At 69.7% G+C, this 20,428-nt stretch carries 18 protein-coding genes; 5 read left to right on the top strand and 13 right to left on the bottom strand.

Annotated elements, in window-relative coordinates; translation table 11 throughout:
* Positions 1–44: 44 nt before the first annotated feature.
* Both rpmA and rplU read right to left on the bottom strand, forming a co-directional pair.
* Positions 45–305: a 50S ribosomal protein L27 gene (rpmA, locus tag MTE01_RS12370; RefSeq protein WP_055836932.1), complete on the bottom strand. Its 261-nt coding sequence runs from the start codon at positions 303–305 to the stop codon at positions 45–47.
* An 18-nt stretch (positions 306–323) separates the two neighbouring features.
* A complete protein-coding gene (gene rplU / locus MTE01_RS12365) occupies positions 324–632 on the bottom strand; it encodes a 50S ribosomal protein L21 (RefSeq protein ID WP_055836929.1) in 309 nt (102 codons plus the stop codon).
* Between the two features lie 213 nt (positions 633–845).
* On the opposite strand from rplU, the gene MTE01_RS12360 reads away from it, so the two are divergent.
* The gene (locus MTE01_RS12360; protein WP_103209149.1) at positions 846–1,121 is read left to right on the top strand and encodes a DUF4031 domain-containing protein; all 276 of its coding nucleotides are present in this window, start codon (positions 846–848) and stop codon (positions 1,119–1,121) included.
* Between the two features lie 71 nt (positions 1,122–1,192).
* Here MTE01_RS12360 and MTE01_RS12355 read toward each other — a convergent pair whose 3' ends face one another.
* Entirely contained in the window at positions 1,193–3,733 is a 2,541-nt protein-coding gene (locus tag MTE01_RS12355) for an Rne/Rng family ribonuclease (RefSeq protein WP_141377806.1), read from the bottom strand.
* A gap of 319 nt (positions 3,734–4,052) precedes the next feature.
* Here MTE01_RS12355 and MTE01_RS12350 point away from each other — a divergent pair, with 319 nt between their 5' ends.
* Both MTE01_RS12350 and MTE01_RS12345 read left to right on the top strand, forming a co-directional pair.
* Complete coding sequence (locus MTE01_RS12350; RefSeq protein WP_141377803.1) at positions 4,053–4,415, top strand: hypothetical protein; 363 nt, start codon at positions 4,053–4,055, stop codon at positions 4,413–4,415.
* A gap of 46 nt (positions 4,416–4,461) precedes the next feature.
* Positions 4,462–5,058 carry a vitamin K epoxide reductase family protein gene (locus tag MTE01_RS12345; RefSeq protein ID WP_103209142.1) on the top strand — a complete coding sequence of 199 codons (597 nt, stop codon included), beginning with the start codon at positions 4,462–4,464 and terminating at the stop codon, positions 5,056–5,058.
* 168 nt (positions 5,059–5,226) lie between these two features.
* Here the strand turns inward: MTE01_RS12345 and ndk are convergent, their stop codons facing one another.
* The 8 genes from ndk to MTE01_RS12305 all read right to left on the bottom strand — a co-directional run bounded on the left by ndk (position 5,227) and on the right by MTE01_RS12305 (position 16,303).
* Positions 5,227–5,643, bottom strand: a complete 417-nt coding sequence (gene ndk / locus MTE01_RS12340) for a nucleoside-diphosphate kinase (RefSeq protein WP_103209139.1) — start codon at positions 5,641–5,643, stop codon at positions 5,227–5,229.
* 3 nt (positions 5,644–5,646) lie between these two features.
* Positions 5,647–6,060 (bottom strand): DUF4233 domain-containing protein, encoded by a 414-nt coding sequence (locus tag MTE01_RS12335; protein WP_141377801.1) that lies wholly within the window; start codon positions 6,058–6,060, stop codon positions 5,647–5,649.
* Positions 6,057–7,409: a bifunctional folylpolyglutamate synthase/dihydrofolate synthase gene (locus tag MTE01_RS12330; RefSeq protein ID WP_141377799.1), complete on the bottom strand. Its 1,353-nt coding sequence runs from the start codon at positions 7,407–7,409 to the stop codon at positions 6,057–6,059. Before MTE01_RS12330 ends, MTE01_RS12335 begins: the two co-directional genes overlap by 4 nt.
* Positions 7,406–10,843 carry an isoleucine--tRNA ligase gene (gene ileS / locus MTE01_RS12325; RefSeq protein WP_141377797.1) on the bottom strand — a complete coding sequence of 1,146 codons (3,438 nt, stop codon included), beginning with the start codon at positions 10,841–10,843 and terminating at the stop codon, positions 7,406–7,408. The genes MTE01_RS12330 and ileS overlap by 4 nt, the downstream gene beginning before the upstream one ends.
* A 466-nt stretch (positions 10,844–11,309) precedes the next feature.
* Positions 11,310–12,857 carry a dipeptide ABC transporter ATP-binding protein gene (locus MTE01_RS12320; RefSeq protein WP_141377795.1) on the bottom strand — a complete coding sequence of 516 codons (1,548 nt, stop codon included), beginning with the start codon at positions 12,855–12,857 and terminating at the stop codon, positions 11,310–11,312.
* Positions 12,854–13,687 (bottom strand): ABC transporter permease, encoded by an 834-nt coding sequence (locus tag MTE01_RS12315; RefSeq protein WP_103209129.1) that lies wholly within the window; start codon positions 13,685–13,687, stop codon positions 12,854–12,856. The genes MTE01_RS12320 and MTE01_RS12315 overlap by 4 nt, the downstream gene beginning before the upstream one ends.
* Positions 13,684–14,661, bottom strand: a complete 978-nt coding sequence (locus tag MTE01_RS12310; protein WP_103209127.1) for an ABC transporter permease — start codon at positions 14,659–14,661, stop codon at positions 13,684–13,686. Before MTE01_RS12310 ends, MTE01_RS12315 begins: the two co-directional genes overlap by 4 nt.
* A 28-nt stretch (positions 14,662–14,689) precedes the next feature.
* Positions 14,690–16,303 carry an ABC transporter substrate-binding protein gene (locus MTE01_RS12305; RefSeq protein WP_141377793.1) on the bottom strand — a complete coding sequence of 538 codons (1,614 nt, stop codon included), beginning with the start codon at positions 16,301–16,303 and terminating at the stop codon, positions 14,690–14,692.
* A 257-nt stretch (positions 16,304–16,560) separates the two neighbouring features.
* Between MTE01_RS12305 and valS the strand changes: the two genes are divergently transcribed.
* A complete protein-coding gene (gene valS / locus MTE01_RS12300; RefSeq protein ID WP_141377791.1) occupies positions 16,561–19,128 on the top strand; it encodes a valine--tRNA ligase in 2,568 nt (855 codons plus the stop codon).
* On the top strand, positions 19,128–19,376 hold the full coding sequence (locus tag MTE01_RS12295) for a hypothetical protein (RefSeq protein WP_103209121.1): 249 nt from the start codon (positions 19,128–19,130) through the stop codon (positions 19,374–19,376). The genes valS and MTE01_RS12295 overlap by 1 nt, the downstream gene beginning before the upstream one ends.
* A 220-nt stretch (positions 19,377–19,596) precedes the next feature.
* Here MTE01_RS12295 and MTE01_RS12290 read toward each other — a convergent pair whose 3' ends face one another.
* Positions 19,597–19,809, bottom strand: a complete 213-nt coding sequence (locus MTE01_RS12290) for a hypothetical protein (RefSeq protein WP_103209118.1) — start codon at positions 19,807–19,809, stop codon at positions 19,597–19,599.
* Positions 19,806–20,402: a winged helix-turn-helix domain-containing protein gene (locus tag MTE01_RS12285; RefSeq protein ID WP_141377789.1), complete on the bottom strand. Its 597-nt coding sequence runs from the start codon at positions 20,400–20,402 to the stop codon at positions 19,806–19,808. Before MTE01_RS12285 ends, MTE01_RS12290 begins: the two co-directional genes overlap by 4 nt.
* Positions 20,403–20,428: the final 26 nt, after the last annotated feature.

Below are 20,428 nucleotides of genomic sequence, written 5' to 3'. Positions count from 1 at the left end.
GGGGGTGGGCAGCGCCCACCCCCTCGTGCGCCGAAGCGCGGGAATTACTCCGCTGCTGCGGTGACGATGTTGACGACCTTGCGGCCGCCCTTCGCGCCGAACTGGACCGCACCGGGTGCCAGGGCGAACAGCGTGTCGTCGCCACCGCGGCCGACGTTGGCGCCGGGGTGGAAGTGCGTGCCGCGCTGGCGGACGATGATCTCGCCGGCGAGAACGACCTGGCCGCCGAAGCGCTTCACGCCGAGGCGCTGTGCGTTGGAGTCACGACCGTTACGGGTGGAGCTTGCGCCCTTTTTGTGTGCCATCTCTGCGTCTCCTGGCTCTTACTTGATGCCGGTGATCTTGACGCGCGTGAGGTCCTGACGGTGGCCCTGGCGCTTCTTGTAGCCGGTCTTGTTCTTGAACTTCTGGATCACGATCTTCGGACCGCGCTCCTCGCCGAGCACCTCGGCCGTGACCGAGACCTTCGCGAGCTTGTCGGCGTCGGTCGTGACCGCGTCGCCGTCGACGAACAGGACGGCGGGCAGCTGGATGCTCTCGCCGATCTTCGCCTTCTGGCGGTCGAGCACGACGACCGTGCCGACCTGGACCTTCTCCTGGCGGCCGCCGGCGCGCACAACTGCGTAAACCACTTCACACCTGTTTTCGTTCGGGAGCGCGGAGCTCCGGTTGTCTGATGACGTCGGGAGGGCCTCACGGCCCAAGTCTCGGTGCGATCCGGCGAGCAAACCCGCGGGGTCACGCTCCCCACGGGAGTGGACGCGACGCACCAAGGGTCAAGTTTAGCTCACCTCACGGCATCCGGCAAAAGCATTCGACCCGCGTGTCGATCGTAGGATTCTCGGATGGCGATCCTGATCGACGACCCGCAGTGGCCCGCGCACGGACGGCTGTGGGCTCATCTCGTCAGCGACAGCGATCTCGACGAGCTCCATGCCTTCGCCGCGGCGGCCGGAATTCCCAGACGGGCATTCGACCTGGACCACTACGACGTCCCCGACGAGCGGCACGCCGATCTGGTGCGCGCGGGAGCCGAGCACGTGGGCGGTAAGGAGCTCGTGCGACGGCTGCGCGCCTCGGGACTTCGAATCACGGCGCGAGAACGGCGTCCCACACGGTGAGGGGTCACCGTCGGTCACTGCGAGCAAAGCTCTGCGACCGAAGGTGACCCCTGACGCGAGGAATCGCGGGTTCAGGACTCGGTCGACGGCTGTGCGTTCACCGGGGTGCCCGTCAGGGCCGCGGTGGTCACACGACGACGCGAGCGCCCCTGACCCGGAGCCTTGGGCTCGGGCAGGGCCTCGAGCACCGACTCGAGGAGCGCGTCCTTCTCCGTGCGCGGAGCCTTCGGCTCGCGCTTCTTGCGGGGTCGCTTCTCGCGAGCCGGCGCAGGGGCTTCGGAGACGGCTTCGCTCTTCGACTCGAGGACAGCCTCGACGGATGCCACGACCGCCGCTTCGACGACGGCAGGGTCGTCGAGGTTGGGCTTGACGGTCGATGCAGCGATCTGTGCGAGAGCGGACTTGACGCCCTCGGTGATCACGTGGGTGCCCCCTGCCTGGGCAGCCGCTCCCCCGGCGCTGTTCTGCGCGGAGGCGTTGCCGCCACCGTTGCCGTTGCTGTTCCCGTTCCCGTTCGAGGCGCCGCTGTTGCCACGGCCGCGACGGTTGGTCGAGCCGTTGCTGTTGCCGTTCGACGAGCCCGAGGGACGGTGCTTCGCCACCGGGTCGTGGTGCACGATGACGCCGCGACCGGCGCACACCTCGCACGCCTCGCTGAAGGTCTCGAGCAGGCCCAGGCCGAGTTTCTTGCGGGTCATCTGCACGAGACCGAGCGAGGTGACCTCGGCGACCTGGTGCTTCGTGCGATCGCGGCTGAGGCACTCGATGAGACGACGCAACACGAGGTCGCGGTTCGATTCGAGCACCATGTCGATGAAGTCGACGACGATGATGCCGCCGATGTCGCGCAGGCGAAGCTGGCGCACGATCTCTTCGGCAGCCTCGAGGTTGTTCTTCGTCACGGTCTCTTCGAGGTTGCCGCCCGAACCGACGAACTTGCCGGTGTTGACGTCGACTACCGTCATCGCCTCGGTGCGGTCGATCACGAGCGAGCCGCCCGACGGCAGCCAGACCTTTCGGTCGAGTGCCTTCTCGATCTGCTCGGTCACGCGGAACGCGTCGAACGGGTCCTGCTCGCCCTCGTACTTCTCGACCCGCTCGAGCAGGTCGGGGGCGACGCCCTGCAGGTACGACGAGATCGTCTGCAGTGCCTCGTCACCCTGGATGAGCATGCGCGTGAAGTCCTCGTTGAAGACATCGCGCACGATCTTCACCAGCAGGTCGGGCTCGGAGTGCAACAGGGCGGGTGCCTGGATCGTCTTGACCTGGCTCGACACGTGCTCCCACTGGGAGGTGAGGCGCTGTACGTCGAGGGTCAACTGCTCCTCGGTAGCGCCCTCCGCGGCCGTGCGCACGATCACACCGGACGACTCGGGGAGCACCTCTTTGAGGATCTTCTTCAGGCGCGCACGCTCGGTGTCGGGAAGCTTGCGGGAGATGCCGTTCATCGTGCCGTTCGGCACGTACACGAGGTAGCGGCCCGGCAGCGAGATCTGGCTCGTCAGGCGGGCGCCCTTGTGCCCGACGGGGTCTTTCGTGACCTGCACGAGGACGCGGTCCCCCGACTTCAGGGCGAGCTCGATGCGGCGAGGCTGGTTGTTGGTCTCGACGCCGTCCCAGTCGACCTCACCGGAGTACAGCACGGCGTTGCGGCCGCGACCGATGTCGACGAACGCGGCCTCCATGCTGGGGAGCACGTTCTGCACGCGACCGAGGTAGACGTTGCCGATGAGCGAGGCGTCCTGGTTGCGTGCGACGTAGTGCTCGACGAGCACGTTGTCTTCGAGGACGGCGATCTGGATACGACCGGACTTCGAGCGCACGACCATGACGCGGTCGACGGCCTCGCGACGGGCGAGGAATTCGGCCTCGGTGACGACGGGGCGACGACGCCCGGCCTCGCGACCGTCACGGCGACGCTGCTTCTTCGCCTCGAGACGCGTGGAGCCCTTGATGCGCTGCGGCTCGGTGATGACCTCGACCGCGCGCTGACGCACGGGCGGAGTGGTGGGAGCATCGGGGGCATCGTCACGGGTGTCGTTCGCTCCCCCGCGGCGGCGGTTACGACGGCGGGCGTTGGCCGAGACGCGCTCGCTGGGGCTCTCGTCATCTCGGTCGTCGAAGTCATCGCGGATCACGACGGGCGGAAGCGCGGGCGCATAGAAGTGAAGGGCCGTCGAGACGGCGGATACGAAGTTCTCCGGAAGCAGGCCGAGCGACACGGCGGTCGGACGGGCGGGCGTCTCGGGCTCGGCGGGGGTCACGGCCTGAGCGGGAGCGACCTCGGGCTGCTCCGTCTCCCTCTCGGCGGGTGTCGAGTCCTCCGAGGCGGAAGCGGATGCCGGCACCCCGGCCTCAGCGATCGGCGCGACCTCATCCGCAGTCGGAGCGGACTGCTCCGACGCGTCGACCTCAGACCGGTCGTCCGCGGCGGCGGGGATGTCCTCCACGTCGAGCACCGCGGGCGCCTCGGTGTCGTCGGCGGCCGCGTCTTCGGCATCCTGGACCGCAGCCTCTTCTTCGTCGACGACGGGGGCGACGTCGGAGGTGGCGGTGTCGCGAGAGATCGGCGTCTCGTCGGTGGGGTTCTGTTCGTCTGTCACATCGGCCATGTCGGGGTACTCCCTGGCGGACGACACCGCGCGTCGTCCGACGAAATCTCATGCGGCGCCGCACCCGGCGGGGCCGCGAACTCACTCGGTCTGCAGCCGGCCTGCGGCCCGGGCTGCGAAGGGCGGTCATCGCCCGAAGTCTTCTGGGTGATGTTCCTGCGGCGCGGCCGCGGTCACATCGGCCTTCATTATCGCACGAAGTGCCGGGAACGCCCACGACCGGCGCGATTGCCGATACCCATCGACGGGGACATTTCGCGCCGGGCGGGGCCTCGATATGGTCGAAGCTCCGGCGAAGGGGGCCAGCCGGGGAGGGATCATGCCCGCTCATCCCTCTTCGGATCGCACGTTCGCCGACAACACCGTGGGTGTCGTGACGAACGGATCGCCCATCGACTTCTTCGGCATCCTGCGCGACGTTCCCGTTCATGCTTTCCCGCACCTCGCGGAGGTTGTGCCGACCCTCGACGGGCACGCGTTCGACGAGACACCGCCCAATGTGAACCGGGTGCTCATGCCCGGGCCTGCGAGTCCGCTTGACACCCACAACGACACGGCGTACGCGAACTCCGTCGCCGTATGGGAGGCGCACTATGCCGCGCGAGACAGCGGTCCTCCCCCGGGTCTCGACCTCTTCACGGGCGAGGTCGTCGACCACAGCGTCTTCGCGACTCACGAGTGAACCCGTTCAAAGCGACCCCATAGCGGCGCGGTGAGAGAATCACGGCATGAGCGAAACCGTCATTCCCCGCCGTCCGATCGTCGTCGCGATCTGGCTGGTCTTCGCGGGGGTGGTGGGCTGGTGGGCGGCGTTTTCACTCACCATGGAGCGCTTTCATCAGCTGATGAATCCGGGGGCCGCGGCATCCTGTGACTTCAGTGTGCTGGTCCAGTGCTCCACGAACCTCGAGTCCGCGCAGGGCAGCGTGTTCGGCTTCCCCAACCCGATCATCGGGCTGGGTGCCTGGATCGCCCCCATCGTCGTCGGAATGGCACTGCTGGCCGGTGCCCGGTTCGCACGGTGGTTCTGGGCGCTGTTCTGGCTCGGCTTCGTCTTCGCGTTGTGCTTCGTGATCTGGCTCATCGGGCAGAGTCTTTTCGTGCTGGGGACGCTGTGCCCCTGGTGCATGGTGACATGGTCGGTCGTCATCCCCTCGTTTTTCGTCGTGACGTTGCACGTGCTGCGCGAGGGGGTCATCCCCCGCCCCCGCGTGCAAGAGATCGCCGACCGTCTCATGGTCTGGGTGCCGCTCATGACCATCGTGGCTTTCGCGGTCGTCGCGGTGCTGGCGCAGGTGCGCCTGGACGTGCTGTCTCAGCTCTGAGCCGTCGGGTCGCCGCGCAGTCCGGGAAGGTCGCCCGGCCGCCACGACCATCGCGGGTCCCCTCCACGCGGGGGCCGAGGCGCGCGGGGCCGGGCTTCTCAGACAGTCGGCGCACAACGACGAAGGCCGCCACCCCTCACGGGGCGGCGGCCTTCATGGCATCCGGGATCAGGCGAACCAGATTGCGAGCTCGCGCTCGGCGGACTCGACGCTGTCGGATCCGTGGACGAGGTTCTGCTGCACCTTGAGGCCCCAGTCGCGGCCGAAGTCGCCGCGGATCGTGCCGGGGGCGGCGGTGGTGGGATCGGTCGTGCCCGCGAGCGAGCGGAAGCCCTCGATGACGCGGTTGCCGGCGAGGCGGATCGCGACGGAGGGGCCCGACATCATGAACTCGAGCAGCGGCTCGTAGAAGGGCTTTCCCTCGTGCTCGGCGTAGTGCCGGGCGAGGGTCTCGCGGTCGGGCTCGACGAGGCGGATGTCGACGAGGGCATAGCCCTTCGCCTCGATGCGCGCGAGGATCGCGCCGGTGAGGCCGCGGGCGACGCCGTCGGGCTTGACGAGGACGAGGGTCTCTTCGGTAGCCATGGGTCATTCTCCGTTCGAGAGGTCGGGGGAAGCGGCGCGTCGGGCGTTCTGCCGGTCGAGCGCCGCTCCCTTGATCGTCGCATACGCCCACATGCCGCCGAAAATGACGGCGACGACGGCGAGGGCCGGAACGAGGAAGCCTCCGAGCAGCAGCACGACCTGCAGCCCCCACCCGGCGAACAGCGCCCAGCGGTGCCGGAGCGATCCCGATACGGCGACCATCGCGATCGCCATGACGACGCCTCCGACGATCCCCCACCACGGCTCGATACCGAGGGGCAGCACCTTGAGGCCGTAGACCACGAGGCCGCCGAGGAACACGATGATCGACTCGAAGCCGAGGACGACGGCGCCGAGAGACTCCTGGGCGCCGCGTTGACGACGGGGGCGCGGGACGCGAGATTCGCGGGGGCTCATCCCTGCGACCCGGACTTCCAGTCTTCGAGGTCGGCGAGGCGCAGGGCTTCACCGGCGAGCACGACGGACCCGGCGATGACAACGGCTCGGCGGTCCGACTCCGCAGCCCACGACCGAGCCGCGTCCGCGGCGTCTTCGAGCGTGGAGTGGACGGTGACCGGCAGCTCGGCCGCCTCGGCGATGTCGGCGATGACGTCGGGATCGGTCGCGCGGTCGCTGGCGGGGGCGGTGGCGAACACACGGGCAACTCCCGGGACGAGCGCCGACACGATGCCGGCGGCATCCTTTCCCTCGAGGATGCCGATCACGGCGCCCCACTCGTCGATGTCGAACGACTCCTCGAGTGCGGCGACGAGGGCGCGCGCGCCGTGCGGGTTGTGCGCGGCGTCGACGAAGACCGTGGGCGACGTGCCGAGGAGCTGCAGGCGACCGGGTGAGGTGGCGTTGCCGAGACCATCGGCGATCACGTCGGCCGCGAGGGGCTGCGTGCCGCCGCCGATGAGCGACTCGACCGCGGCGACCGCGAGGGCGGCGTTGGCGCCCTGATGCGCACCGTAGAGGGGGAGGTAGACCTCGGAGTACGTGCCGGCGACACCGCGGATATCGAGCTGCTGCCCGCCCACCGCCAGGGTCTGGCCCTCCAGGGCAAAACCCTCGCCGGCCACGGCGACCGTGGCCCCCTCCTTCTCGGCGCGAAGGCGGATCACCCGCAGCGCTTCCTCCGGCTGCGCGGCCGACACGACGGCGGCGCCGGGTTTGATGATCCCCGCCTTGACGGTCGCGATCTCGGCGATCGTGGAGCCGAGACGGTCGATGTGGTCGATGTCGATGGGGGCGAACACCGCGACATCGCCGTCGGCGGTGTTGGTGGAGTCCCACTCCCCGCCCATGCCGACCTCGAGCACGAGCACGTCGATCGGGGCATCGGCGCACACGACGAAGGCGAGCACGGTCAGCAGTTCGAAGAACGTCAGCGGCGCGTCGTCGGCCGCGGCCAGCTCGGCATCCACCATCTCGACGAACGGCTGGATCTCGTCCCACGCGTCGGCGATCGCCGCATCGGCCACGGGCTCGCCGTCGATGAGGATCCGCTCGGTGAAGCGCTCCAGGTGCGGGCTGGTGAACAGGCCCGTACGAAGCCCCATCGCGCGCAGCAGGCTCTCGATCATGCGGCTGGTCGACGTCTTGCCGTTCGTGCCCGTCACATGGATGACGCGGTACGTGCGCTGCGGGTCGGCCAGCAGTTCGAGCACGCGGCGCGTGCGCTCGACGCGCGGCTGCACCCACTGCTCGCCCTGTCGTTCGAGCAGCGCCGAGTAGACGGCATCCGCCCTGGTCCGGTCGCTCATGCGGAGGCTCCGATCCGTGCGACGGCCACCGTGACGGCACCGACGTTCGCGTAGGTCTTGGCGGCGATCACCGTCTCGTATTCGGCGGGCGCGAAGTCGCCGCGCTCGATCAGGCGACCCTCGGGACCGGCGAGCACGACGGCCTCGGCGAGGGTCTCTGATGCCACGCCCGCACCGTCGAACGCCTGGGCCACGGCCTGTGCGTCGGCGTCTTCGACGAAGGTGAGCGAGAGGAAGATCCGGTCGCTCACGTCGAAACCGGCGGCCTTGCGGGTGTCCTGGATGCCGCGGATCATGTCTCGCGCCAGGCCCTCGGCCTCGAGCTCGGGGGTGGTAACGGTGTCGAGCAGCACGAAGCCGCCGCCCGCGAGCACGGCCAGCGCCTCGCCCTCGGGGCGACCCGCGGTCTCGACGACCAGGTCGTACTCGGCGGGATCGAGGGCGATGCCGCCCGCGACGACCTGTCCGTCGACCTCGCTCCAGTCGCCCTCACGGGCGGCCTTGATCGCCTGCTGCACCTGCTTGCCCAGGCGAGGTCCGGCCGCGCGCGCGTTGACCGAGAGGCGGTGCGTGATGCCGTACTCGGCGGCCGTGCCGTCTTGCAGGGCGACCTGCTCGACGCTCTTCACGTTGAGCTCCTCGCGGAGGATGTCGTCGAACTGCGCCAAGCCCACGGCATCCGGGGTCACCACCGTCAGACGCGGCAGCGGCAGGCGCACGCGCTTTCCCTCGCGCTTGCGCAGCGCGTTGGCGACGCTCGAGACCTCGCGCACGGTGTCCATCGCGGTGCGGATGTCTTCCGCGGCGGGGAACGCCGAGGCGTCGGGCCAGTCGGTCAGGTGGACGCTCCGTCCGCCCGTGAGGCCCTGCCACACGCGCTCGGTGACCAGCGGCAGCAGCGGGGCGGCGACTCGGGTCAGCGTCTCGAGCACCGTGTACAGCGTGTCGAAGGCCTCGCGGCTCGTCGGGTCGTCGGTCACGCCCACCCAGAAGCGGTCGCGCGAGCGGCGGATGTACCAGTTGGTCAGCACCTCGGCGAAGTCGCGCAGGCGCTCGGCCGCGGTCGTGGAGTCGAGTCCCTCGAGGTCGGCGGCGACGCCCTGCACGAGGTCGCCGGTCAGGGCGAGGATGTAGCGGTCGAGCACGTCGGTCGAGTCGGTGCGCCACTCGGCGGTGTAGCCGTCGGTGCCGGAGGCGTTCGCGTAGGTCGCGAAGAAATACCACGCGTTCCACAACGGCAACAGGAACTCGCGCACGCCCCCGCGGATGCCCTCCTCGGTCACGACGAGATTGCCGCCGCGCAGCACGCTCGACGACATGAGGAACCAGCGCATGGCGTCCGAACCGTCGCGGTCGAACACCTCGCGCACGTCGGGGTAGTTGCGAAGCGACTTCGACATCTTCTGGCCGTCGTTGCCGAGCACGATGCCGTGGCACGACACCCCGGTGTACGCCGGGCGGTCGAACAGCGCGGTCGAGAGCACGTGCATGACGTAGAACCAGCCGCGGGTCTGACCGATGTACTCGACGATGAAGTCGGCCGGGGCGTGCTCGTCGAACCACTCGTGATTCTCGAACGGATAGTGCACCTGCGCGAACGGCATCGAGCCCGAGTCGAACCACACGTCCAGCACGTCTTCGATGCGGCGCATCGTCGACTGCCCGGTGGGGTCGTCGGGGTTCGGGCGCGTGAGGTCGTCGATGTAGGGGCGGTGCAGGTCGACCTCGCCGTCGGCGTTCACCGGCAGGCGACCGAAGTCGGCCTCCATCTCGGCGAGAGACCCGTACACGTCGACGCGCGGGTGGTTCGGGTCGTCGCTCTTCCACACCGGGATCGGCGAGCCCCAATAGCGGTTGCGGCTGATCGACCAGTCGCGCGCGCCCTCGAGCCACTTGCCGAACTGGCCCTCCTTGACGTTCTCGGGCACCCACGTGATCTGCTGGTTGTTCGCCAGCAGATCATCCTTGATGTCGGTCACGCGCACGAACCAGCTCGACACGGCCTTGTAGATGAGGGGGTTCCGGCAGCGCCAGCAGTGCGGGTACGAGTGCTCGTACGACGCTTCGCGCAGCAGACGCCCGCTCTGCTTGAGCATCCGGATCAACGGACGGTTCGCGTCGAGCCACAGTTCGCCCTCGACGTCGGTCACGGCCGACAGGAACCGGCCGCCGTCATCGAGCGAGATGATCGTGGGCAGGCCCGCCGCATCCGCGAGGCGCTTGTCGTCCTCACCGTAGGCCGGCGCCTGGTGCACGATGCCGGTGCCGTCGGACACGGTGACGTAGTCGTCGACGAGGATCTTCCAGGCGTTGCCGGTCCCCCACGTCTCGGCGTCGGCGTAGTAGTCGAACAGGCGGTCGTACGACACGCCCTCCAGCTCGGAGCCCAGGATCGTTCTCTGAACGGCCTCGCGGGCGGCATCCGCGCTGTCGTATCCGAGGTCTTTGGCGTAGTTCGCCAGCAGGTCCTCGGCGAGCAGGTACCGGTGCGCGACGGCCTCGAACGCCTCGTCGGGAGTGCCGTCGGGCGCGCGGTGCACGTCGGCGGCGCCGCCGGGTCCGCCCTCGATGACCGCGTACCGGATGCCGGGACCCACCGCCAGCGCGAGGTTCGTGGGCAGCGTCCACGGCGTCGTCGTCCAGGCGAGCGCTCGGACGCCGGTGAGGCCCAGCGCTTCGGCCTTCGCCCCGACGAGCGGGAAGGTCACGGTGACCGAGGGGTCCTGCCGCATCTTGTAGACGTCGTCGTCCATACGCAGCTCGTGCGTCGACAGGGGCGTCTCGTCGCGCCAGCAGTACGGCAGCACGCGGTAGCCCTCGTAGGCGAGGCCCTTGTCGTGGAGCGTCTTGAACGCCCAGAGCACGCTCTCCATGTAGGTCGTGTCGAGCGTCTTGTACCCGCGGTCGAAGTCGACCCAGCGCGCCTGGCGCGTGACGTAGTCCTGCCACTCGCGCGTGTACTCGAGCACCGACTCGCGGGCCTTCGCGTTGAAGGTGGCCACGCCCATGGCCTCGATCTCGTCCTTCTCGGTGATGCCGAGCTGCTTCATCGCCTCGAGCTCGGCGGGGAGCCCGTGCGTGTCCCACCCGAACACGCGGTCGACTTTCTTGCCGCGCATGGTCTGGAAGCGCGGGAAGACGTCTTTCGCGTACCCCGTGAGCAGATGTCCGTAGTGCGGCAGACCGTTGGCGAAGGGCGGGCCGTCGTAGAACACCCACTCTTGGGCACCCTCGCGGTTCGCGATCGAGGCGCGGAACGTGTCGTCGCTCTTCCAGAAAGCGAGCGTGTCGTCTTCGATGGCCGGAAAGCGGGGGCTCGGGACGACGGATGCCGACGACGCAGCTCCCGGGCCGGACATCGGGGTCGTGGCATCCGGTGTCGTGTTCGACGCGTCGGCGGCCGAGCCGAAGGATGAGGGGCGTGGGTAGGTCATGTCACTCCGCGGGTCGAGGTCTCCTCGCCGGGACGACCCTGTCAGGCCGCGGTACCACCCTGCATTGCGCCATCTTCCGAGGGCGCCGCTCTCACTGCGGCTGTGACGGGCCTGCCCCGCGCGGTTCTACTCCGAGCCTGGACCCGTTTCTTCCGCGAGCTCCCCGGTGATGGCCGGATCGATGCGTGTGCACCCAGTCTACGTCAGCCGCGCGGAGCGCGGTGCGGTCGATGCTTGACCATCGAGTGTCCGAGAAACCCGGACGCGGGGCCGGTGTCGTCCGGGTGTTGTGGACACTCGCCCCCTGCACGGATCCCGCCGCGTCAAATGTTCCGAACGTCCTGTTCATCCTGCGCGACCTGAACTGCCCTCGAGTGTCCGAGAAACCCGGACGTAGGGCCGGTATCGTCCGGGTGTTCTGGACACTCGACCCCTCCGTTCGGGCCGCAACCCGGCGAACGCGGACTCAGGCGCCCGGCGGGCGGACACCCGCGGCCGCCAGCAGTTCCCGGGTGAACGGATGCCGCGGCGCGGCGAAGACGCACGACACGGTGCCCGAGTCCACGACGCGCCCATCCTTCATCACGATCACGTCGTCGGCGATCGCGGCCACGATGTCGAGGTCGTGCGTGACGAAGATCATCGCGAGGTCGCGCTCGCTCTGGAGGGCGAGAAGACGATCGAGGATCTTCGCGCGCACCGAGGCGTCGAGCGCCGAGACCGGCTCGTCCAGGACCAGCAGGTCGGGCGACACGGCAAGGGCACGGGCGATGGCGACGCGCTGGCGTTGTCCACCCGACAGCTGCGCGGGCCGACGGCGGGCGAACGCCGGAGACAGCCCGACCTCCTCCAGCAGAGCGGCGACCGCCCGGCGCCGCTCTGCGCGGCGCACCCCGCCCGCGGCGACCGCCTCGGTCAGGGTACGACCGACGCTCCAACGGGGATCGAGAGCGCCCCAGGGGTTCTGCTGTACGAGCTGAACCCGGCGGCGGTCCGATCCGCGAGCCGCATCGGGCGTCCACGGGCGGCCCTCGAACGAGAGGGCGCCCGCGTCGGCCGCGGTCACACCGACCGCGAGACGCGCGAGCGTCGTCTTCCCCGACCCCGACTCCCCCACCACCGCGAGAGTGCGACCGCGGCGGACCTCGAACGACACGTCGTCGACGGCCACTCGTTCACCGAACCGCTTCGTCACGCTCCGAGCGGTGAAGAGCGGTGCGTCGGTGCGGGGGGCTCGACCGAGCGGCTCGTGGGACACCGCCGCGACGAGCTCGCGCGTGACGGGATCGCGAGGGGATGCCAGCACCTCGGCCGTGACGCCGGTCTCGACGACCCGTCCTTCGTGCATCACGACGACGCGGTCGGCCACCCGGGCGACGGCCCCCAGATCGTGGCTGATGAACACCACGGCGACGCCGTCGTCGGCGATTCGGCGCACAAGGTCGAGCACGCGGACCTGCACCGTGGCATCCAGGGCCGTGGTGGGTTCGTCGGTCACGAGGACGGCGGGCTTCGCCGAGAGAGCCGAGGCGATCAGGGCGCGCTGACGCAGCCCGCCGGAGAGCTCGTGCGGGTACTGGCGCGCGCGCTCGTCGGGCTCGGACATCGACACTCGGTCGAGGCTGTCGCGGACGCGGTCCGCGAGGGCGTCTCCGCGCACGGCGGGCTCGTGGATGCGCACCGGCTCGGCGACCTCGGCGCCCACGCGGCGCAGCGGGTCCAGCGAGACGAGAGCGTCCTGCGACACGAGGGCGATGCGCCGCCCGCGCAGGGACCGCCACTGACGCTCGGTCAGCGAACGCGCCGAGGGGCCGTCGATCTCGAGGTCGTCCACCGACCAGGACAGACCCTCGGGAACGAGCCCCAGCAGGGCGCGCGCGCTCATGGACTTGCCCGCGCCCGACTCGCCCACGATCGCGACGCACTCCCCCGGCGCGACATCGAGGTCGAGGCCGCGGACGATCGCACCTTCGGGGCCATCGACGCGCAGACCGCGTAAACGGAGGCCGCTCACGCGCCCCGCTCCTCGGAACGCGCCCGGACGATGCGACCGATGACGCTCACGCTCACAACGGTCGCGGTGATCGCGAGGCCCGGGAACACCGCGACCCACGGGGCCTGCAGCAGGAGGTTGCGGCCCGCCGAGAGCATGAGCCCCCACTCGGCCGTGGGTTCGGTCGGACCGAGGCCCAGGAAGCTGAGGCCCGCCGCCGCGAGGATGCTCGTGCCGATACCGATGGTGGCGAGGACGCTCACGGCACCCAACACCCCGGGCAGCACGTGCCGCACGTGCACGATGAGCGCGGGAACGCCGATGATGCGCGCTGCCTCGACGTGTTCGGTCGCGGCGAGGGAGCGGGTCTGCGCCCGCGCCAGCCGGATGTACACGGGCACGGCGGCGATCGTCACGGCCACGGCGATATTGGTCGGCCCCGGTCCCAGCACGGCAACCACGAGGAGGGCGACGAGGAACTCGGGAAAAGCCGAGAGGACGTCGACGACCCGCATCGCGGCGGCATCGACGCCGCGTGGGGAGACGGCCGAGAGCGAGCCCGCGATCACACCGACGAACAGAGCAAGACCGGTCGCGAGAAGGCCGATCCCCACCGATCGACCCGCGCCGAACACGACGCGCGAGTACACGTCACGCCCGCTCTGGTCGGTACCGAACCAATGCGCGGAGCTCGGCGGCTGCAGGGCGGAGCGGACGTCGGTCAGCAGCGGGTCATGTGTCGCGAGAAGATCCGGGGCGATGGCGGCGAGGGCGATGGCCGCGAGCACGGCGCCCGAGATCGATAGCGCGACGGTGCGCCCGGGCCGGGTGCGCGGAGCGAGCGCGGTCACGCGGGCACCCCCGCCCTCGCGCCCAGTGCCGGCTCGGCGACACGCAACCGCGGATCGATGAGCGGCACGACGAGATCGACCAGGGTGTTGACGACGACGAACACGAGCGCGCTCAGCAGGATGACGCCGGTGATCACGGGAAGATCGCGGTCGGTGATCGCCGCGAGCGTCACCCGGCCGATGCCGGGCCGCGCGAAGACCGTCTCGACCAGGACGGCGCCGCCGAGAAGCGACCCGACGAGGTATGCGGCGAGTGTGACTCCCCCTGCTCCCGCGTGACGCAGCGTGTGGCGCAGCGTCTCGCGCCGCGGCGTAGCGCCGCGGGCGCGGACCGTCAACAAGAACGGCTCGCGCTCGGCCGCTTCGATGCCGTCCCGCAGCACTTGAGAGAGCAGAGCGGCAACCGGCAGGGCCAGGGTCACCGACGGCAGCACGAGCGACGCGGCATCCCGCCCTCCCGACACCGGGAACCACCCGAGCTGGAACGAGAAGACGCTCAGCAGCACGAGCCCCGTCCAGAACACCGGCGACGACAGGACGACGAGCTCGACGCCCGAGGCCACCGCCCGACCCCGACGCCCACGCACGAGCAGCGCCGTCGCGAGGGCCAGCAGCAGGGCGATCACGAGCGCGAGTCCCGTCAGCTGCAGGGTGGGTCCGAGCTGGCGACCGATCACCTCGGTCACGGGGAGGCGCAGCTGGTACGACTCCCCCAGATCGCCGCGCACGAGACGCCCGAGGAACGCCGCGTACTGCTCGAGCACGGGGCGATCCAGGCCGAGATCGCTGCGGATCCCCGCTTTCACGGCGTCACTCACCTGCGCCTGTGGGCCGAGCATGACGTCGACGGGGTCGCCCGGAATGATCCGGAACGCCACGAACGCGAGCGTCGCCGCGCCCCACAGGACGAGAACGACGGATGCCACGATCCCGCCGAGGCGCCTCAGCAGGGCGCGCGAGCGAGAACGTGGCATCCGACCAGTCTGTCCGAAACGCGGCGGCTCAGCCGACGGAAGCCGTCGCGAAGAGCGGGCGACCGTAGAGGTCGAACGTCAGACCCGACACCTTCGGGGTGACGGCGCTGATCAGCGCGGGACTGTACAGCGGCACGATCGCCGCCTGCTGGGCGTTCCACTGCTGCACCTGTGCGTAGATCGCGTTACGGGCGGCCGGGTCGGTCGTCGAGGCGGCCTGCTCGAGCAGAGCGTCCATGGCCGGGTCGCTCACTTGCGAGGCGTTCTGGAAACCGTCGGTCGCCAGGTGGCTGCGCAGCAGATCGGCGTCGACGCCCGAGAAGCCCCAGTCGGTGACGTCGTAGGTCTTCGGGCCGTACTGCTCGTTGTAGGCGCCGGGCTCCAGCACCTCGCGCTGCAGGTCGAAGCCGACGGCTTTGAGGTCGCTCTGCACGGCGTTGGCCAGTGCCGCACGATCGTCGGGCACCGGGGTCCACGCGATCCAGCGCGCGGTGAGGCGCTGGCCGTTCTTGGTCCGGATGCCGTCGGCATCGCGCCCCGTCCAGCCCGCCTCGTCGAGGAGGGCGTTGGCGGCTGCCTGATCGAACGGCCACGTCTGCTCGAGGCTCGCGTCGTACCCGGGAGTGGTGGCTCCCAGAATGCTCCAGGCGCGGGGGTACTGGCCGTAGAAGATCTCCTGCACGGCGGTGTCGACGTCGATCGCCTTCGAGAACGCCTGGCGCACCTTCTGGTCGGCGAAGACGCCGTACTTCTCGTTGAGGAAGAGCGAGTACGGCAGGCCGGGGTAGGCGATGGACTCGACGGTGTCGTCGGACGGGACCTGCGTCACGAGGTTCGGCGGAAGGTTGGTCACGACGTCGGCCTGTCCGCTCGACAGAGCACCGAGACGCACCGAGGCCTCGGGGAGGATGTCGACGCGGAGGGTCTTGAACGCCGGCTTGCCGCCGCCATCGGGGCCCCAGGCGTAGTCGTCGTTGCGGGTGTAGACGATGTCCTGGTCGGGCGTGTACTCGGTGAGTTCGAAGGGACCCGTGCCGACGGTGACGTCGGGACCGCCGGCCTTGAGCTGGTCGGCCTTCGTCGACAGCACCGCGGGCGAGTAGAAGCCGAGCAGAGCCGTACTGGCCGCCTGCAGGAACGGCGCGTAGGGTTGGGTGAAGCGCACGCGGACGGTGTGCTCGTCGACCACGTCGGTACCCGCATACAGGTCGCCGCCGAGCATGCTCGCCGCCTGCGCCGAGGCCGTGTCGGGGTTGGCGATGCGGTCGAAATTCGCCTTGACCGCGGCGGCGTCGAAGACGGTGCCGTCGTGGAAGGTCACGTCGGTGCGCAGGCGGAAGAGGTAGCTCGCGCCGCCGTCCTCGACCTCCCAGGACTCGGCGAGCCACGGCGAGAACGTGCCGTCCGGCTCCTGGAACACCAGCGAATCGAGCACGGCTCGCTGCACCATGGCGGAGACGTCGAGCTGGCTGGTCTGCGGGTCCATGTGACCGGCCGACAGGTTCGCGCCCTCGATCGCCCAGACCACCTCGCCGTCGCCCGAGGCGGCGGGATCGGTCCCCGCGCACGCCGAGAGCGAGAGGGCGGCGACGGCCGCCACAGCGACCGCCGAGAGCACGCGGCGCGAAAGCGAAGAAGGCATGGGGAAACCTCGGAATCTCTGGTGGGAAGGCTTTCAGCTTACCGGGGTTCCTGTACCCGGTGCGGAAAGTCACCGGTCGATCGCGCGCTGACAGCGAGCGGGGGCGGGTCCGCGCCCCGCCTGCGAAGACCTGACGCTCATCCGCATCTGCGAGGGCGCGCCACGACGCGCGCTCCCGCGAGACCCCCGGTATCGTGGATGCCACACCCATCAGGCACGCTCACACAGTGCCGCCCATATCGCTCGAGGAGTACCCTATGGCCACCATTCCCGACAAGCCCGCCCTGGAAGGCCTCGAGCAGAAGTGGGATGCCGCGTGGAACGAGCGCGGCACGTACGTCTTCGACCGGATCCGCGCCGCCGAGGCGGGTCGACAGGGCGTCTACTCCGTGGACACCCCTCCGCCCACGGCATCCGGGAGCCTCCACATCGGCCACGTGTTCTCGTTCACGCACACCGACGTGAAGGTGCGCTTCGAGCGCATGCGCGGAAAGACCGTGTTCTACCCGATGGGCTGGGACGACAACGGCCTGCCGACCGAGCGCCGCGTGCAGAACTACTACGGCGTGCGCTGCGACCCCTCGCTCCCCTACGACGCCGACTTCACCCCGCCGTTCGCGGGCGGCGACAACAAGAGCAGCAAGGCCGCCGATCAGGTGCCCATCAGCCGCCGCAACTTCATCGAGCTGTGCGAGCAGCTCACGATCGAAGACGAGAAGCAGTTCGAAGACCTGTTCCGCGAGCTGGGCCTGAGCGTCGACTGGACGCAGACCTACCGCACGATCTCCGACGACTCGATCCGCACGAGCCAGCTGGCGTTCCTGCGCAACATCGAGCGCGGCGAGGCGTACCAGTCGATGGCGCCGACGCTGTGGGACGTGGACTTCCGTTCCGCGATCGCCCAGGCCGAGCTCGAAGATCGCGACCAGCCCGCGGCCTACCACCGCGTGGGCTTCGCCAAGACCGACGGCTCGGGTGACGTGTTCATCGAGACGACCCGCCCCGAGCTGCTGCCCGCGTGCGTGGCCCTCGTCGCCAACCCCGACGACGAGCGCTACCAGCCGCTGTTCGGCACGACCGTGCGCACCCCGCTGTTCGACGTCGAGGTGCCCGTGCTCGCGCACCCCCTCGCGCAGAAGGACAAGGGCTCGGGCATCGCCATGATCTGCACCTTCGGCGACGTGACCGACATCATCTGGTGGCGCGAGCTCGACCTGCCGAACCGCACGATCATCGGCAAAGACGGGCGGATCGTGGCCGAGGCTCCCGACGTGATCGTGACGGATGCCGCGAAGGCGGCCTACGACGAGCTCGCGGGCAAGACCGTGTTCAGCGCCAAGAAGCGCATCGTCGAGCTGCTGCAGGAGTCCGGCGCCATGGAGGGCGCTCCCAAGCCCTTCACCCATCCCGTGAAGTTCTTCGAGAAGGGCGACCGGCCGCTCGAGATCGTGTCGACGCGCCAGTGGTACATCCGCAACGGAGCACGGGATGCCGAGCTGCGCGAGCGCCTCATCTCGCTCGGTCGCGAGATGTCGTGGCATCCCGACTTCATGCGCGTGCGATTCGAGAACTGGACCAACGGGCTCACCGGCGACTGGCTCGTGTCGCGTCAGCGCTTCTTCGGCGTGCCGATCCCGGTCTGGTACGGCCTCGACGACAGCGGTGAGCGCGACTACTCGCGCGTGCTGACGCCCGACCTCGCGTCGCTGCCCGTCGACCCGACGGTGGATGTGCCCCCGGGCTACACCGAGGACCAGCGGGGCGTTCCCGGCGGCTTCGATGCCGAGCGCGACATCCTCGACACGTGGGCGACGTCGTCGCTCACCCCCCAGTTGGCCGGCGGCTGGCAGCGCGACGAGGAGCTGTGGAACCTCGTCGCTCCGTTCGACCTGCGCCCGCAGGGACAGGACATCATCCGCACCTGGCTCTTCTCGACCATGTTGCGCAGCACCCTCGAAGACGACCGGAGCCCCTGGTCGGATGCCGCCATCTCGGGCTTCATCGTCGACCCCGACCGCAAGAAGATGTCGAAGTCGAAGGGCAACGTGGTCACGCCCGCAGACATTCTGAAGCAGCACGGCTCCGACGCGGTGCGCTACTGGTCGGCGTCGAGCCGCTTGGGCACCGACGCGGCGTTCGACCCGCAGAACCCCACGCAGGTGAAGATCGGCCGGCGCCTCGCGATCAAGCTGCTGAACGCGGCGAAGTTCGTGCTGTCGTTCCCCGTGCCCGAGGGTGCCGAGGTGACGCACGCGCTCGACGCGTCGATGCTCGCGACGCTGGATGCCGTCGTGCGCGACGCCACCGCCGCGTTCGAGGCCTACGACCATGCGCGGGCGCTCGAGATCACCGAGTCGTTCTTCTGGACCTTCTGCGACGACTATCTCGAGCTGGTCAAGGAGCGCGCGTACGACCAGACCGACGTGGGCCAGGCTTCGGCGGCCCTCGCGCTGCGCACGGCCCTGTCGACGCTGGTGCGCCTCTTCGCGCCCGTGCTGTCGTTCGCGTCCGAAGAGGTGTGGTCGTGGTTCGAAGAGGGCTCGGTGCACACCGCCGCGTGGCCCGAGCCGCTCGGCATCGAGGGTGACCCGGCCGTGCTCACCGCCGTGAGCGCCGCGCTGATCGGCATCCGTCGCGCCAAGACCGAGGCGAAGGCCTCGCAGAAGACCAAGGTCGCCTCGCTCACCGTGTCGGGCCCGCACCTCGAGGCGCTGCGCCTCGCCGAGGGCGACCTGCGCGCCGTGGGCCGGATCGAGACGATCTCGTTCGCCGAGGCCGACACCACCACCGTGACCGACATCGTGTTCGCACCCCAGGAGGCCTGATGCAACTCGGAACCCGTTGGACCGCCCGCGAGCAGCCGCCGAAGGCTGTGCCCGAGGCGCTGCACGCGCAGATCGCCGCCGTCGAGGCCGCGCTCAACCCCGATGGCCTCAGCGCCCCCGCGCCGCGGTGGACGTTGACGTTCCTCGAGGGGCGCCCCGTCGCCGAGCTCGACACCGGGGTCGTCGTGTCCCAGGATGCCGCGGGCGAGGTTGTCGTGCGCTACGACGACGACGCCGAGTTCGCCTGAGTCGAATCGCTCACGACCGCGAAGAACCCGCCGACGCCCTCACGGGTCGGCGGGCTCGATCCGTGAGGGCCGGGGGCCACATCTCTGCACGGCGAGGGGTCCGGGGCGGAGGAGAATCGGGCTGCGGAGGACGAATCCGCTCGATGAGTCCTCCGCCAGCAGAATCCCCTCCCCGAACGCGCGGGCGAGCCTCCGGTCTCTCGCGCCGAGGTCGCCCGACCTACCGGGGCAGCAGGTACCGTGCGACGTCGTCCGACATCGCGCGGGATGCCGCGAGCCCAGCGCGACGAGCCGGCTCGGTCTCGAGGCGTGCGACACGTCGACGCATGCGACGCTCCGCGATGGTCGCCATGGCCTGGGCGCCCACGAGGAGGGCGTTCTCGAGGGGCGTCGGCCGGGCGGAGACGGCGATGGTCTGCGTGATGGCGCTCATGCGGAGCCCCTCTCGGTCGGAAGCGGAAAGATGTCGTTGCGGATCGTGACGGGGCGCACGCCTTCGCCGGTCTGATCGCGGTAGCGCGCCACGGTCTCGTCGACGAGCGCGTGGATACGCCTGACGAGGTCCTGCGACTGCTCCGCGGTCAACCGGGCGGTCGCGGTCGAGATGATCGCGGCATCCCGCCACTCCTCGGCCTCGGCCCACCCGTGATTCGCGAAGTGCATGAGCTGTTGGTGGCGCAGCGTGAGTGTCTCGGACTGCACGGCCTCCATCACGGCTCGCCCCGCGGGGGTGTTGTGCATCTCGGGATTCGTGAGCGTCACCATTCCGGCGGGGCGCTCCCACCATCGCTCGCGCGCGGTCCCCCGCCCGGCCACCTCGCGGATGAGATCGTGTCGAGCCAGAGCCCGGAGGTGATAGCTCGTCGATCCGGTCGACTCTCCCGTGAGTTCGGCGAGGCTGCTCGCCGTCTGGGGGCCGTACTGGCTGAGGATGTCGTAGAGCCGCACACGCAGGGGATGCGCGAGCGCGCGAAGTGCTCCCGCATCCAGAACCCTCTCGGGGTGGGGTGTCGGCTGATCGGGCATGACCACAAAGATACCTTTGCAAACGT

The organism is Microbacterium testaceum, assembly GCF_006539145.1.
Classification (GTDB): domain Bacteria; phylum Actinomycetota; class Actinomycetes; order Actinomycetales; family Microbacteriaceae; genus Microbacterium; species Microbacterium testaceum.
The sequence above is the reverse complement of the archived record's forward strand: the minus strand, read 5'-3'. Positions and strand labels throughout refer to the sequence as shown.

Bases quoted from the DNA above. Each gene is read 5' to 3' on its own strand.
- rpmA (WP_055836932.1), bottom strand. From the start codon at position 305: ATGGCACACAAAAAGGGCGCAAGCTCCACCCGTAACGGTCGTGACTCC.
- MTE01_RS12360 (WP_103209149.1), top strand. From the start codon at position 846: ATGGCGATCCTGATCGACGACCCGCAGTGGCCCGCGCACGGACGGCTG.
- MTE01_RS12355 (WP_141377806.1), bottom strand. From the start codon at position 3,733: ATGGCCGATGTGACAGACGAACAGAACCCCACCGACGAGACGCCGATC.
- MTE01_RS12350 (WP_141377803.1), top strand. From the start codon at position 4,053: ATGCCCGCTCATCCCTCTTCGGATCGCACGTTCGCCGACAACACCGTG.
- MTE01_RS12345 (WP_103209142.1), top strand. From the start codon at position 4,462: ATGAGCGAAACCGTCATTCCCCGCCGTCCGATCGTCGTCGCGATCTGG.
- ndk (WP_103209139.1), bottom strand. From the start codon at position 5,643: ATGGCTACCGAAGAGACCCTCGTCCTCGTCAAGCCCGACGGCGTCGCC.
- MTE01_RS12335 (WP_141377801.1), bottom strand. From the start codon at position 6,060: ATGAGCCCCCGCGAATCTCGCGTCCCGCGCCCCCGTCGTCAACGCGGC.
- MTE01_RS12330 (WP_141377799.1), bottom strand. From the start codon at position 7,409: ATGAGCGACCGGACCAGGGCGGATGCCGTCTACTCGGCGCTGCTCGAA.
- ileS (WP_141377797.1), bottom strand. From the start codon at position 10,843: ATGACCTACCCACGCCCCTCATCCTTCGGCTCGGCCGCCGACGCGTCG.
- MTE01_RS12310 (WP_103209127.1), bottom strand. From the start codon at position 14,661: ATGCCACGTTCTCGCTCGCGCGCCCTGCTGAGGCGCCTCGGCGGGATC.
- MTE01_RS12305 (WP_141377793.1), bottom strand. From the start codon at position 16,303: ATGCCTTCTTCGCTTTCGCGCCGCGTGCTCTCGGCGGTCGCTGTGGCG.
- valS (WP_141377791.1), top strand. From the start codon at position 16,561: ATGGCCACCATTCCCGACAAGCCCGCCCTGGAAGGCCTCGAGCAGAAG.
- MTE01_RS12295 (WP_103209121.1), top strand. From the start codon at position 19,128: ATGCAACTCGGAACCCGTTGGACCGCCCGCGAGCAGCCGCCGAAGGCT.
- MTE01_RS12290 (WP_103209118.1), bottom strand. From the start codon at position 19,809: ATGAGCGCCATCACGCAGACCATCGCCGTCTCCGCCCGGCCGACGCCC.
- MTE01_RS12285 (WP_141377789.1), bottom strand. From the start codon at position 20,402: ATGCCCGATCAGCCGACACCCCACCCCGAGAGGGTTCTGGATGCGGGA.